This is a genomic window from Microbacterium memoriense (genome assembly GCF_025398275.1).
GTDB lineage: Bacteria > Actinomycetota > Actinomycetes > Actinomycetales > Microbacteriaceae > Microbacterium > Microbacterium memoriense.
Window position 1 is genome coordinate 348,806 of sequence record NZ_JAODOR010000011.1, and the last position, 13,155, is coordinate 361,960.

General features: G+C 68.4%; 13 protein-coding genes and 1 riboswitch. Of the genes, 8 read left to right on the top strand and 5 right to left on the bottom strand.

Translation table 11 applies throughout. From position 1 onward, the window contains the following. Positions 1-43 precede the first annotated feature (43 nt). The 4 genes from N4R40_RS10945 to N4R40_RS10960 all read left to right on the top strand — a co-directional run bounded on the left by N4R40_RS10945 (position 44) and on the right by N4R40_RS10960 (position 4,420). On the top strand, positions 44-2,347 hold the full coding sequence (locus tag N4R40_RS10945; protein ID WP_261607402.1) for a family 65 glycosyl hydrolase domain-containing protein: 2,304 nt from the start codon (positions 44-46) through the stop codon (positions 2,345-2,347). Between the two features lie 38 nt (positions 2,348-2,385). Then, complete coding sequence (trmB, locus tag N4R40_RS10950; protein ID WP_261607403.1) at positions 2,386-3,135, top strand: tRNA (guanosine(46)-N7)-methyltransferase TrmB; 750 nt, start codon at positions 2,386-2,388, stop codon at positions 3,133-3,135. Positions 3,136-3,162: 27 nt separating this feature from the next. Beyond that, positions 3,163-3,990 carry a CPBP family intramembrane glutamic endopeptidase gene (locus N4R40_RS10955; RefSeq protein WP_261607449.1) on the top strand — a complete coding sequence of 276 codons (828 nt, stop codon included), beginning with the start codon at positions 3,163-3,165 and terminating at the stop codon, positions 3,988-3,990. Between the two features lie 31 nt (positions 3,991-4,021). Further along, a riboswitch (guanidine-III (ykkC-III) riboswitch) is annotated at positions 4,022-4,089 on the top strand. 10 nt (positions 4,090-4,099) lie between these two features. Next, entirely contained in the window at positions 4,100-4,420 is a 321-nt protein-coding gene (locus tag N4R40_RS10960; protein WP_261607404.1) for a DMT family transporter, read from the top strand. On the opposite strand, the gene N4R40_RS10965 is transcribed toward N4R40_RS10960, so the two are convergent. Genes N4R40_RS10965 through N4R40_RS10980 form a run of 4 tightly spaced genes read right to left on the bottom strand, consistent with a single transcriptional unit; the run spans position 4,398 to position 8,758 of the window. Then, the gene (locus tag N4R40_RS10965) at positions 4,398-4,916 is read right to left on the bottom strand and encodes a 4'-phosphopantetheinyl transferase family protein (RefSeq protein WP_261607405.1); all 519 of its coding nucleotides are present in this window, start codon (positions 4,914-4,916) and stop codon (positions 4,398-4,400) included. The genes N4R40_RS10960 and N4R40_RS10965 overlap by 23 nt on opposite strands. Position 4,917: 1 nt before the next feature. Next, positions 4,918-5,856, bottom strand: coding sequence for an NUDIX hydrolase (locus N4R40_RS10970; RefSeq protein WP_261607406.1), 939 nt, complete (start codon positions 5,854-5,856; stop codon positions 4,918-4,920). Continuing rightward, complete coding sequence (locus N4R40_RS10975; protein WP_261607407.1) at positions 5,853-8,018, bottom strand: RNA degradosome polyphosphate kinase; 2,166 nt, start codon at positions 8,016-8,018, stop codon at positions 5,853-5,855. Before N4R40_RS10975 ends, N4R40_RS10970 begins: the two co-directional genes overlap by 4 nt. Before the next feature lie 41 nt (positions 8,019-8,059). Further along, entirely contained in the window at positions 8,060-8,758 is a 699-nt protein-coding gene (locus N4R40_RS10980) for a response regulator transcription factor (protein ID WP_261607408.1), read from the bottom strand. A gap of 118 nt (positions 8,759-8,876) precedes the next feature. On the opposite strand from N4R40_RS10980, the gene N4R40_RS10985 reads away from it, so the two are divergent. From N4R40_RS10985 to N4R40_RS11000, 4 genes are all read left to right on the top strand, one after another. Further along, entirely contained in the window at positions 8,877-9,167 is a 291-nt protein-coding gene (locus N4R40_RS10985; protein ID WP_261607409.1) for a hypothetical protein, read from the top strand. Between the two features lie 144 nt (positions 9,168-9,311). After that, entirely contained in the window at positions 9,312-9,917 is a 606-nt protein-coding gene (locus N4R40_RS10990) for an FABP family protein (protein WP_261607410.1), read from the top strand. Further along, positions 9,917-10,996 carry a CAF17-like 4Fe-4S cluster assembly/insertion protein YgfZ gene (ygfZ, locus tag N4R40_RS10995; RefSeq protein WP_261607411.1) on the top strand — a complete coding sequence of 360 codons (1,080 nt, stop codon included), beginning with the start codon at positions 9,917-9,919 and terminating at the stop codon, positions 10,994-10,996. Before N4R40_RS10990 ends, ygfZ begins: the two co-directional genes overlap by 1 nt. Position 10,997: 1 nt before the next feature. Beyond that, on the top strand, positions 10,998-12,104 hold the full coding sequence (locus N4R40_RS11000) for an FUSC family protein (protein ID WP_261607412.1): 1,107 nt from the start codon (positions 10,998-11,000) through the stop codon (positions 12,102-12,104). A gap of 212 nt (positions 12,105-12,316) precedes the next feature. On the opposite strand, the gene N4R40_RS11005 is transcribed toward N4R40_RS11000, so the two are convergent. Continuing rightward, positions 12,317-13,153 (bottom strand): methyltransferase domain-containing protein, encoded by an 837-nt coding sequence (locus N4R40_RS11005; protein WP_261607413.1) that lies wholly within the window; start codon positions 13,151-13,153, stop codon positions 12,317-12,319. Positions 13,154-13,155 lie beyond the last annotated feature (2 nt).

The window sequence follows — 13,155 nt, forward strand, 5'->3', positions numbered from 1 at the left end:
GAGATCGATTCGGGCCAGGACAACATCGCGTGCGCATAGCTGCGTGGCGCAGGAGGAGGCGGAGCTCATGGGCGAGCGGGTGTTCGACATTGCGCGGGATGCAGTCGAGACGACACGGCTGGATCACGATCGGATCCGGCTGATCGAGTCGATCACCTCGATCGGCAACGGTCACATGGGCATGCGCGGCAACTTCGAGGAGGGCTACTCCGGCGATACGCACAAGGGCACGTACATCGCAGGAGTGTGGTTCCCCGACAAGACGCGTGTCGGATGGTGGAAGAACGGCTACCCCGACTACTTCGGCAAGGTCATCAACGCGATCGATCTGATCGCCGTCGGCATTGAGCTGGACGGAGTGCCGGTCGATCTGTTCACGGGACGCCACACCGATTTCGCCCTGCGGCTCGATCTGCGCAACGGCCTGCTCAGCCGGTCGTACGTGTACGAGACGGCGCAGGCCCGGGTGCGACTGTCGTTCGAGCGTTTCCTGTCCGTGCAGACGCGGGAGCTGTGCCTGCAGCGCATCCGCGTGGAGGTGCTCAGCGGCACGGCTGAGGTGCAACTGACTCCGCGCCTGAACGGGGACGTGCACAACGTCGACGCCAACTACGGCGAGCAGTTCTGGCAGGAGGAATCGCGTGGCTCCCTGCCCGTCCCGTACCTGTCGGTGCGCACCATCGCCAACCCGTTCGGGACACCGCAGTTCACCGTCACCGCCGCGATGCGGGCGGAGGCCACCGGGCTCACGTGCGCGGCCGCCATCGACGCGCCGTGGGAGGTGGGCACGGTGTTCACCGGCACGCTGTCGGCCGGCCAGACGGCGGAGCTGATCAAGACCACGGCAGTGGTCACCACACGCGACATCGACGCGGCCGATCACGTCGATGCAGTGGGGACACTCCTGGAGGAGTCCGGCATCCGCTCCTTCGACGAGCAGCTCGCGGCGCACACCGCGCTGTGGGAACAGCGCTGGGCGCGGGCCCAGGTGGTCATCGAGGGCGATGACGAGGCGCAGCAGGGCATCCAGTTCAATCTCTTCCAACTGTTCTCGACATACTTCGGCGAAGACCAGCGGCTCAATGTTGGTCCCAAGGGCTTCACCGGCGAGAAGTACGGCGGCGCCACCTACTGGGACACCGAGGCGTATCTGGTCCCGCTCTATCTGGCCGTCGCGCCCCCGGAGGTCTCGCGCTCGCTGCTGACCTACCGGCATGAGCAGCTGCCGCAGGCCCAGCACAACGCGCGCCAGCAGGACCTCGCCGGCGCGCTGTACCCGATGGTGACGTTCACGGGCGTCGAGTGCCACAACGAGTGGGAGATCACCTTCGAGGAGATTCACCGCAACGGCGCGATCGCCTACGCCATCCACAATTACACGCGGTACACCGCAGACCGGTCCTACCTGGAAGGCCCCGGCATCGAGGTGCTGGTCGAGATCAGCCGGTTCTGGGCCGATCGCGTCCACTTCTCCGCGCGCACGGGCACCTACATGCTGCATGGAGTGACCGGGCCCAACGAGTACGAGAACAACGTCAACAACAACTGGTACACGAACTACCTGGCCTCGTGGGTGCTCCGATACACTCGTGCGACCCTGGCCGAGCTTCCCGAGGCACGCGCGGCGCGGCTCGGCGTATCGGCCGAGGAGAGCGCCCGGTGGCAGCTGATCGCGGACGGCATGTACCTGCCGGTCGACGATCAGCTGGGCATCAACGTGCAGCACGATGGCTTCCTCGACAAGGATCTGCGCAGCACGGCGACCATCCCCGCGGCGCAGCGCCCCATCAACCAGAACTGGTCATGGGACCGCATCCTGCGGTCGTGCTTCATCAAGCAGGCCGATGTGCTCCAGGGCATGTACCTGTTCGAGGAGGACTTCAGCGTCGACGACCTGCGGCGCAACTTCGACTTCTACGAGCCGATGACGGTCCACGAATCGTCGCTGTCGGCGTCTATCCACTCGATTGTGGCGTCCTCGATCGGCAACGAGGACGGGGCGATCGAGCTGTACCGGCGCACCGCACGCCTGGATCTGGACAACTACAACGACGACACCGAGGACGGCCTGCACATCACGTCGATGAGCGGCGCCTGGCTCTCGATCGTGCAGGGCTTCGCCGGTATGCGCGTGCGCGAGGACACCTTGTCGCTGCGCCCGTTCTGCCCCGACGGCTGGGACGCGTACACGTTCACGGTCGGCTTCCGCGGGCGCGTCATGGAAGTGCGTGTGAGTGCGGCGTCGGTCGAGCTGACGCTTCGGGAGGGCGACGCGATCGAGATCGACGTGCACGATCGCACGCACCTGCTCGAGGACGTCCTGACGCTCACGTCCGTGACGACCTGATCACGCGTACTTCCGCCGGTCCCCGATACCCTGGACCCATGCCGCAGCCCGCCGTCGACGATTCCGCGTCCGTGCAGCCGTTTCGCACCGAGCCGGTCTCGTTCGTGCGGCGCGGGGGGCGGATGACCGACGGGCAGGAGCGCGGGTGGAGCGAGCTGGCGCCGTTCTACGTGATCCCGGTGGAACGCGATGCCGCCGTCACCAGCGTCCGTCCCGGCACCGAGATCGTGCCCGAGCAGATCTACGGCCGCTCGGCGCCGCTGATCGTGGAGATCGGCTCCGGGCAGGGCCACGCGATCGTCCACGCGGCCGGTGAGCGGCCGGATGCCGACTTTCTCGCCGTCGAGGTGTTCGTGGCGGGTCTTGCGCGCACGATGCTCGACGCAGAGCGGGCCGGCGTCAGCAATCTGCGGCTCGTCGAGGCCAACGCGCCGGAGGTCCTCGAGCACCTGCTGCCCGAGGCATCCGTCGACGAGCTGTGGATCTTCTTCCCCGACCCGTGGCACAAGTCCAAGCACACCAAGCGCCGCCTGGTCGCACCACCGTTCCCGGCGCTGGCGGCGCGCGTGCTGCGCGATGGCGGCATCCTGCGGCTCGCGACGGACTGGGAAGACTACGCACGGCAGATGCGGCACGTGCTCGGCGAGGCCGACGATTTCGAGCCGATGTTCGACGGCGACTGGGGCGAGCGGTTCGAGGGCCGGATCATGACGGCGTTCGAGCGCAAGGGCCTCGCGAAAGGCCGTGATATCCGCGACCTCGCCTACCGCCGCAGTCCGCGAGGCTGACCGGTGCCGGCGCATACCGCCACGGGCATGCGTCCGCACGTGTCGCTCGGAGCCCTCCCGGCGGTGCTGGTCTGTCTCGCCGCTCCCGCGCTGTTCGTCGCGCGACTGCCGTGGCTCGGGTGGGCGTTCCTCGCGGTCGGGATGATCGTCGCGCTCGCCATCGAACGCCGGGGCGTGGCGGCATCCGCCCCCTCGCTCACGCGCGACCTGTCGCTCATCACGGTCGGGCTTCTGATCGTGAGCGTCATCGACCTCGCCGCGAAACTCGACAACCTGTCGATGGTGCGCTTCACGCTCGCTCTGGGTGGCGCGGTGCTCGTGCCGTACGTGATCTCCCGGTGGGTCTATCGCGATCGCGCGATCCGCTTCCCGTGGCGCGGTGGCGGACGCTGGAAGCGCTGGCAGTGGGGGTGGCTCGCCGCTGTCCTCGTGCTCGGCTGGCTGATCCTGCCGTTCTACTTCATCAGTTCCGGTGTCTACGTGAACTGGCCCGTCGTAGACAGCCCGGACATGATCGCGCGCCTTTTCGTCGGCGTCGGGGCCGTCGGCATCTGGGATGAGCTGTTCTTCATCTGCACCGTGTTCGCCCTGTTGCGCCGACACTTCTCCGACGGTGCGGCGAACGTGCTGCAGGCCGTCGTGTTCGTCTCGTTCCTCTGGGAACTCGGCTATCGGTCGTGGGGGCCCGTGCTGACGATCCCGTTCGCATTGCTGCAGGCGATCATCTTCTTGAAGACGCGGTCGCTCGGCTATGTCGTGACGGTGCATCTGCTGTTCGACGCCGTCGTGTTCGCGGTGCTGGTCCACGCGCACAACCCGGGGATGCTGGAGGGGTTCTTCCTGATCTCTCCCTGATCAGGGCGTGCCCAGGTGCGCGGTCTAGCCTGAAGACCTGGGCCGGATCAGGCCCCCGGACGACGGATCAGTACCCGGAACGCGACAAGACTGGCCAGGGAGCACTGTCATGTCGTGGATCATTCTCATCGTGTCCGGAATCCTCGAGGCCGTCTGGGCGACGGCGCTCGGAAAGTCCGAGGGGTTCACCAAGCTCGGGCCGTCGATCGTGTTCGGCGTTGCACTGCTGGCGAGTATGGGCGGTCTCGCCTGGGCGATGCGCGACATCTCGACAGGTACGGCCTACGCCGTCTGGGTCGGCATCGGCGCAGCCCTCACGGTCACCTGGGCGATGGCCACGGGGGACGAGTCGTTCTCGATCGTGCGCATGCTGCTCATCCTCGGTCTCGTCGGCTGTGTCGTCGGGCTCAAGCTCGTCGGCCACGACTGACGGCGACGCTCACCAGAACACCCGGGGGCCCCACGGGCTCCCACCCCTCGAGGGGCCCGGCCGCGCCGGGAAGGTGGGCTGTCCATTGCCCGCCGTTCTCGGTGATCTCCACGACAGCATCGCCACGCAGACCGCGTCCGTCCGCTTTGAGCACCGCTTCGGTGCGCACCCAGCGGAGCAATCCCCCCTCGATACCGCCGGCCGCATCGCGGACCGGGTCGATCAGGCGCTCGGCATCGATCCCGAACGCCGACACCGTGTCGGGATGGATGCCGATCACCACCACCCCGCCGGCATAGCTCACTGACGCGCGCCACGGCGCACCCGTCACCGTCACTGGTCCGTGTGGTCCGCCACAGTGCGGACACGCGTTCGACAGGCCGGCATCCGCGTGCCCTTCGCGCGCCAGGAGCTCCCGCACGAGATTCCAGGCCCGCTCGCGCCGCTCCGCGCGGCCGCCCGGGGCGACCGCCCAGGCCAGTCGGAGGCCCGACACGCTACGGCTTCGGCTCGTGCGTCTCGATCGACACGATCCCCGAACCGGGATTCGTGGCAGACAGGTGCACGACCGAGAATGCCGCCGGCTCGAGCGCGGATGCGCTGCCGAGGTACGACCCGCGGAGCGTCCCGGTGGCCAGCGCGAGTTCGTTCAGGATGCCGGGGATCACGGGGCCATGGCTGCAGAGGACGGCGGGCTTGCCGGACCGGACGCGCTTGCCCACGATTGAGCGGACATCAGACGTGCCGTCTTCCCAGGCGTCCTGACCGAGCTGACGCGTGGAAGTCACGTTCTTGCCGAGCGCGGCGGACAGGGGAGCGACGGTCGTCAGGCATCGGACGGCGTCGCTGGAGATGATGCGCCGCACACCGAACGCGCGAAGTGGCCCGACGATCGACGCGGCTTGTTTGATGCCGCGCGACGTGAGGGTGCGCGTCGCATCCGCGCCTTTCCAGTCTTCCCGCGCGAGGGCCTTCGCGTGGCGGAGGACGACGATCGGGAAGGTCTCGAGGACCCCGTCGTCGACGAACGCGAGGAACTGCTCGAGGATCTCGACGTCGACCGGATACGAGAGATAGCCGAGCGCGCGACGGGGGGAGACCCATTCGAGCGCCGCGATCTCCTTGTTCGGAACGAATGCGGAGGCACGCAGGGCGCTGTCGGTCGCTTCCGCCGCCCAATAGTGCACGATCTTCTGACGCTTGTTCGGCATGCGGTATCGCGAGACGCCGACCGGGAAGCCGAGGGCCACGCGGATGCCGGTCTCTTCGTGGATTTCGCGCACGGCGGTCTCGGCGAGGGTCTCACCCGGGTCGACTTTGCCCTTGGGGAGCGTGACATCGGCGTAGGCGGTGCGGTGGATGACCAGCACCTTGAGCTTGCCCCCGACGACGCGCCAGACGACACCACCCGCGGCGTACACGGCGGTGTCGGTCATCGCACAGCGCGGGCTCGGCGACGCCGCTGCACCTGAGCCATGGTCTTCTCCTGCAGGTCGACGAGCGGCGTGCCGTCCGCATCGACGCTGTGGCGGGTCCAGACGCTGCCTTCTCCGAGACGCCACGAACTCGTGTCCTCGCTCATCGCGGCGTCGAACAGCTCGACGAGATCGCGCACGTGCGTCGGGGCCACGACCCGCACGAGCGCTTCTACGCGTCGGTCGAGGTTGCGGTGCATCATGTCGGCGCTGCCCAGGAACACCTGGGGAACGCCGTCGTTGTGGAACGCGAAGATGCGCGAGTGTTCGAGGTAACGGCCGAGGATCGAGCGCACCGTGATGTTGTCGCTGACCCCGGGAAGGTCGGTACGCAGCGAGCAGATGCCGCGCACCCAGACGTCGACGCGGACGCCGGCCTGGCTGGCCCGGTACAGCGCATCGATGATCTGCTCATCGACCATCGAGTTGACCTTGATGCGGATATGTGCGGCCTTGCCGTCCTGCGCGTTGCGCCGCTCCTTGTCGATGTGACGGAGGAGGCCCTTACGCAGGTGCAGGGGCGCGACGAGCAGACGCTTGAACTTCTTCTCGATCGCGTAGCCGCTGAGTTCGTTGAAGAGGCGCGTGAGGTCACGGCCGACCTGCTCGTCGGTCGTGAAGAGCCCGTAGTCCTCGTAGAGTCGGCTGGTCTTCGGGTTGTAGTTTCCGGTGCCGATGTGGCTGTAGCTGCGGAGCATCCCGTCTTCTTCACGGATGACATGGAGGAGCTTGCAGTGCGTCTTCAGACCGACCAGGCCGTAGACGACGTGGACGCCGGCCTTCTCGAGCTTGCGGGCCCAGACGATGTTGTTGGCCTCGTCGAACCGCGCCTTCACCTCGACGAGCGCCAGCACCTGCTTGCCCTTTTCAGCCGCGTCGATCAGGGCCTGCACGATCGGGCTGTCACCCGACGTGCGGTAGAGCGTCTGCTTGATCGCGAGCACGTGCGGGTCGCGCGCGGCTTGCTCGAGGAACGCTACGACGCTCGTGGTGAACGATTCGTACGGGTGGTGGACCAGAACGTCGCCGCCACGGATCGCGGCGAACAGATCGGCCCGCCCGTTCTGCTCGGCCGGCTGGAAGGCCGGCGCTGTCGTCGGGACGTGCGGCGGGTAGTGCAGGTCCGGCCGATCGATGCGCGCCAGGTCGAAGAGCCCCCGGAGGTCGAGCGGCGACGGCAGGCGGTAGACCTCCTGGTCGGTGATGTCCAGCTCGTCCAGCAACAGGTCGAGCGTCACGGGGTCCATGCTGTCGGTGATCTCGAGACGGATCGGCGGCCCGAACCGGCGACGCAGCAACTCGGCCTCGAGTGCCTGGATGAGATTCTCGGTCTCGTCCTCCTCGACCACGACGTCTTCATTGCGGGTGAGGCGGAAAGCGTGGTGTTCGAGGATCTCCATCCCGGGGAAGAGATCGCCGAGATTCTCCGCGATGAGTTCCTCGAGCGGCAGGTAGCGTGAACGTCCGCTCGCGGGGAGCTCGACGAAGCGCGGGAGCATGGGCGGCACTTTGAGGCGCGCGAACTCCTGGCGCCCGGTCTTCGCGTTCCGGATGCGGATCGCGAGGTTCAGGGACAGGCCCGAGATGTACGGGAAGGGGTGGGCCGGGTCGACGGCGAGCGGCATGAGTACCGGGAACACCTGCGCCTGGAAGTAGTCGTACATCGTGCGGCGTTCGGACTCGTCCAGGTCGGTCCACGACACGAGCTCGATCCCGGACTCCGCCAGCGCCGGCGAGACGAGCTCTGCCCAGGCGGCGGCATGCCGCAGCTGCAGCTGGTGCGCTTCGGCGGAGATGTCGGCGAGCACTTCGTGGGGTGAACGGCCGACGTTGGTCGGCACCGCAAGACCGGTGACGATGCGACGTTTGAGTCCGGCGACACGGACCATGAAGAACTCATCGAGGTTGCTCGCGAAGATCGCGAGGAAGTTCGCGCGTTCCAGCACCGGCAGCCGCGGGTCTTCCGCGAGCTCGAGCACACGCTGGTTGAACGCCAGCCAGCTCAGTTCACGGTCGGTATAGCGGTTGTCCGGCAACTGGGAGTCGTAGGCTTCGACGGCTTCATCGAAGTCGTCGTCGTCCGCATCGCCCAGACCAGAGTCGAGAACGTCCGTATCGATCATTCCCTCATCATTGCAGGGGGAAGTGACCGGAACGTTAACCGTCAGCCCTGCACGCGTTCGCGCGGAGCGGGAACCTGGTCGTCCTCGTAGACGTTGAAGCGGTATCCGACGTTGCGGACGGTGCCGATGAGCTGCTCGAGGTCGCCGAGCTTGGCGCGCAGGCGCCGCACGTGCACGTCGACTGTGCGCGTGCCGCCGAAATAGTCGTAACCCCAGACTTCGCTCAGCAGCTGCTCGCGGGTGAACACGCGGGACGGGTGCGTCGCGAAGAAATGCAGGAGCTGGAACTCCTTGTACGTCAGATCCAGTGGCTTCCCACGGACCTTGGCCGAATAGGAAGACTCGTCGATCGTGATCCCCGACGTCGAGATGCGGCTGGAGACTTGCTCCTTGGCCAACCGCCCGACCGCCAAACGGATGCGGGCGTCGACCTCCGCGGGTCCTGCGGTGACGAGGAGGACGTCGTCGATGCCCCAATCGGTCGACACGGCGGTGAGGCCGCCTTCGGTGACGACGAGGATGAGGGGCGCGTCGATGCCCGTCGTGTTCAGGATCTTGCACAGCGACTTCGCACCGACGAGGTCCATGCGTGCGTCGATGAAGATCACGTCCGAGCTCGGTGCATTCACGAGCGATGCCGGTTCTGCCGGGATCTGGCGGACGCGGTGGCTCAGCAACTCGAGCGCGGGCAGGACTGATCCTCCGCCGGGGGCGGAGCTCAGCACGAGCAGTTGCGCCAACAGGGTCCCTTCCGCTGGGAGGACTCGGGTGGACCCGGATCGAGTCCCATCTTAGAGCGTCGTGCGCTCGGGCTACGCCGAGCGTGCGTCAGCGTACAGGTTGGGTCACAATGGACGCATGTCCCTCCCCGAGCTCGCGCCCCGTAGCGGCGTTCGCGGCATCGTGGCCGCATGGGTGATCTCCGCCGTCATCGCCCTCGTGATCGGGATCGCCGTGCCGTCCGAGGCGCAGGCTGCATGGATGGCCGTGGGGATGGGGCTCGTCCTCATCGCGTCGTTCGCGATCCAGCTCGCCCACGGCCACCCCCACGGATTCATCCAGCGCGTCGCGGCGAGCGTCCTGGGCGGTCTCGTCGTGATGGGCCTCATCGGGGTCGGGCTCGGGCTCGCGTCGTTGTTCTCCGCCTGAGCGCGATGCGCGCGTAGACTGAGCTCATGGACCTCGTCGCTCTCGAACTTTTCTTCGTCGGGCTGCTCGCACTCGCCTCGTTGGCGATCGTGTTCGTCTCCGGCGTCGTGATCAAGAACCTGTACCGCGGCCAGCGCTGACGCCGTGCTGGATCTCCCCACCGACCTCCCGGCGGACATCGTTCCGCTGTCTTGGCTCCTGGGTGTCTGGGAAGGCACCGGTGTCATCGACTACGACGTGGACGGCACCGCCTTCTCGGGCGAGTTCTCGCACCGCGTGAGCTTCAGCCACGATGGCGGCGACTACGTCAACTATGCCGCCAGCGCCTGGTTGCTCGGCGAAGACGGCCAGCGCTCGCCGCTCGTTGCCGAGACAGGATATTGGCGCTTGGCGCGACCCGCGACCGGTGCGGATGCCGGGCCGGCGCTCCTGCCGCCCGCCGAGGTGTCGACCCAGCTCCGCACCGTCGACGACGTGGAGGCGCTTCGTACCGAGGAGGGCGGCTTCGACATCGAAGTGGCGATCGTGCACTCCGACGGGATCAGTGAGCTCTATCTCGGTCAGGCTCGTGGCCCCCGCATCGACATCGCGACGGACGCCATCGTGCGCCCTGCGACCGCGAAGGAATACGCCGCAGCGACCCGGATGTACGGCTACGTCGACGGTCATCTGCTGTGGGCGTGGGACGTTGCTGCGCTCGGCGGCGAACTTGCGTCGCACGCGTCCGCGCGCCTCGCCCGGGCAGACTGATGACCGATCCGTTCACAGCGGTGCCCGGCGCCGTTGTCGATGACTCCGGTCCGGTGCACTTCGGTTCGCCCCATCGGGAGCAACGCGAACTCGTCGCCGGACGCGCCGTGGCGGTCCTCGGCGACCGCGGTGTCCTGACGCTCGCCGGTCCCGACCGCCTGACCTGGCTGGACTCGATCACGTCGCAGGCCGTGTCCGCACTTCAGCCGGAAGAGAGCACCGAGTTGCTCATCCTCGATCCGCAGGGACACGTGGAACACGCGGCATCCATCGTCGATGACGGCGCGACCACCTGGCTCATCGTCGATCGCGACCGCTCCGCCGCGCTGCTGACCTGGCTCACGCGCATGCGTTTCCGCCTGCGCGTCGAACTGCAGGATGCCGGTTCGTCCCATCGTGTCATCGGCGGCACAGCCGCGGCGATCGCGGCGCTCGCGCCGGTGGCGACCTGGACCGATCCGTGGCCGCGCGTGGCTCCCGGCGGCTGGGGGTATGCGCCGGCCGATCCGCATCCGGGCGGAGAGCGCGACTGGGCCGAAGCGATCGTCGACCTCGAGCAGTACGCCGCGCTCGCGAACGCCGCTGCGCGTGGTGAACAGAGCGTCGCCGGACGGTGGGCGGCCGACGCGCTGCGTGTCGCGGCCTGGCGGCCTCGCGCCTCGGCGGAGGCCGACGGGCGCACCCTGCCGCACGAAGTCGATTGGCTCCGCACGGCGGTTCACCTCGAGAAGGGGTGTTATCGCGGGCAGGAGACGGTCGCGAAGGTGCACAATCTCGGCCATCCGCCGCGACGCCTGATCGCACTGCAGCTCGACGGCAGCGATGCCGTCCTGCCCGAGCCGGGTGCCGTGGTGCTCGCCGACGGCGAACCGGTCGGCGCGATCACGTCGGTCGCACGCCATTTCGAAGAGGGCCCGATCGCGCTGGCGCTCGTGAAGCGCACACTCGTCGAGGGAGCCGTGCTGACCGTGCAGACGGGGGACGGCGAGGTCGCCGCGTCGGCAGAGACGATCGTTCCGCCGGATGCCGGTCGCACCGCCGCCGTGCCGCGTCTTCCGCGCTTGTCCCGTCGCCGCTGACGTGTCGGGTCACGTCGATCCGCCGACGACTCCCGTCCGCACCGGGTGGCGTCACCGCTTCGACCCGCGTCCCGGAATCGAGCGCGTCCGTGAGTCCGCGCCGGCCGTGCTCCAGATCGTCATCGCGTCGACAGCCGCGTTCGCATTCGCGCATTACGCGCTCGGGCACCCGGTGCCGTTGCTGGCCGCGACCGTCACGGTCTCGAGCCTGGGCCTGGTCCGTGACGCCCGGCCCCGCCGGGTGCTGGAGACCGTCGTCGGGATGATCGTCGGCATCCTGATCGCCGAGCTGATGGTGCTCGTAGCCGGGGTCGGATGGTGGCAATTGGCGATCACGCTCACCGCGTCGCTCATCGTCGCCCGATTCCTGTCGGCGCAGCCTGGCTTCGCGATCGCGGCGGCCATCCAGTCCGCGATCGTCATGGTGATCCCGGCGAGCGTGCCCTTCCTGCGACTCATCGACGGGATCATCGGGGGCGTCGCGGCGCTGCTCGTCACCGCTCTCGTGCCGCGTCGGCCGTTGCGAGCCGCGACCCGGGAGGGCGCCGCGCTGCTGGCAGCCTTCGACAACGCCGTAGCCACACTCGTCCAGGCCCTTCGACGCGGCGACCGTGTCCGTGCTGAACGGGGGTTGGAGAAGGCCCGCGCACTCCAGCCGCTCGTGGACGACTGGCGGGTGTCGCTCGAGTCCGGCATGGCCATTGCACGGATCTCGCCGTTCCTGCGTCGCGAGCGGTGCGAACTCGAACGCCAGGAGCGAGTCCGTGCCCACCTGGATCTCGCCAGCCGCAACCTTCGCGTGATCGCGCGTCGGGTCGTCTACCTGTGCGATGACCGGCAAGCGCGTCCGGTCGCCGCCGATCTGCTCGCGGAACTGGCGGCCGGCGCCCGGCTGATCGGCGAATCGCTCGCCGACATCTCGTTCGAGCCGCCCGCGCGTGAAGCCGTGCGTGCGGTCGCCGGTCGATTGGATCCCGCGGAACTCACGCGTGGACGTGCGGGCAGCGAGCACAACCTCCTCGGTGCCCTGCGCCCGCTCGCCGTCGACCTCATGACGGCGGCAGGCATGCCCGCCGCCGACGCCCGCGCTGCGCTCCCTCGCGTCTGACGGCGCCCGCGCTCGTGACCCCGCGCTCCCGCCCGGTCAATCCGGGTTCATCGGGTTCATCCGGCGGAAAGCGGCGCAACGCGGCGCCGCGGCCGCGATTCGCGTCGGATGAGCGTGTGGGGCATCCCTTCATCCGGCGGAAAGCGGCGCTTCGTAGCCCCGCAGGCGCGCTGTGCGCCGGATGAGCGCGGCGCGCGCACGACCGAGCGGCGTCAGGACGGCGCGACGCAGTCCCACGGCACAGTGGCCTCGCCGAGTCGCCAGCGCGCACGGTCGCCGACGGGCCAGCCGGATGCCGCCATCGCTGCGAGAGCGGCCCGCCAGCGCTGCTCGGCACCGAAGCTCGACGCCGCCACTGCCCGGGTCCATTCGGCGTCCAGCGCGACGAGGAATGCGTGGACACGCTCGCCGGGCACATTGCGGTGGATGAGGGCCTTCGGCAGGCGTTCGGCGGCGATGCCGGGGGAGTCCAACTGCGCCAGCCGGAGCGAGATCGTGAGGCTCCGCGGGCGGGCGTCCGCGCCCACCTCCACCCACGTGCAGATGCGGCCCAGTTCGTCGCAGGTGCCCTCCACGATGATGCCGCCCGGAGCCAGGCGCGTCGCCATCAGCGTCCAGGCTGCGGCGACGTCGGCCTCGTCGTATTGACGCAGCACGTTGAATGCGCGGATGACGGCGGGTCGGCGCCCGGCGGGAAGCGGCACCTCGAAGCCTCCGCGTGCGAACGAGACGCGGGCATCCGGTGCGAACGATGTGCTCCCATCGCGCACCTCGGCGAGCTGTGCGGTGGCACGCTGCACGCGGGCCGGGTCGATCTCGAGCCCGAGGACCTCGACGTCGGCGCGGGCGCGTCGTAACCGCGCCTCGAGCTCGAAGGCGGTCACACCGCTGGCTCCGTAACCGAGGTCGACGACGAGCGGATCGTCGGTCCGGTGCAGCACCGGATGCCGCGCGATCCATCGATCGACACGGCGTAGCCGGTTGGTGTTCGTCGTGCCGCGTGTGATCTTGCCGGTCGCGCGCGAACCGGGTGATTTCTCCGGCGTCATCC

What these genes read in the sequence shown, in the direction of transcription:
- ygfZ (WP_261607411.1), top strand. Translation starts at nt 9,917, where the DNA reads ATGACCGATCCGTTCACAGCGGTGCCCGGCGCCGTTGTCGATGACTCC.
- N4R40_RS10970 (WP_261607406.1), bottom strand. Translation starts at nt 5,856, where the DNA reads ATGACCGACACCGCCGTGTACGCCGCGGGTGGTGTCGTCTGGCGCGTC.
- N4R40_RS10975 (WP_261607407.1), bottom strand. Translation starts at nt 8,018, where the DNA reads ATGATCGATACGGACGTTCTCGACTCTGGTCTGGGCGATGCGGACGAC.
- N4R40_RS10960 (WP_261607404.1), top strand. Translation starts at nt 4,100, where the DNA reads ATGTCGTGGATCATTCTCATCGTGTCCGGAATCCTCGAGGCCGTCTGG.
- N4R40_RS11005 (WP_261607413.1), bottom strand. Translation starts at nt 13,153, where the DNA reads ATGACGCCGGAGAAATCACCCGGTTCGCGCGCGACCGGCAAGATCACA.
- N4R40_RS10985 (WP_261607409.1), top strand. Translation starts at nt 8,877, where the DNA reads ATGTCCCTCCCCGAGCTCGCGCCCCGTAGCGGCGTTCGCGGCATCGTG.
- N4R40_RS10955 (WP_261607449.1), top strand. Translation starts at nt 3,163, where the DNA reads ATGCGTCCGCACGTGTCGCTCGGAGCCCTCCCGGCGGTGCTGGTCTGT.
- trmB (WP_261607403.1), top strand. Translation starts at nt 2,386, where the DNA reads ATGCCGCAGCCCGCCGTCGACGATTCCGCGTCCGTGCAGCCGTTTCGC.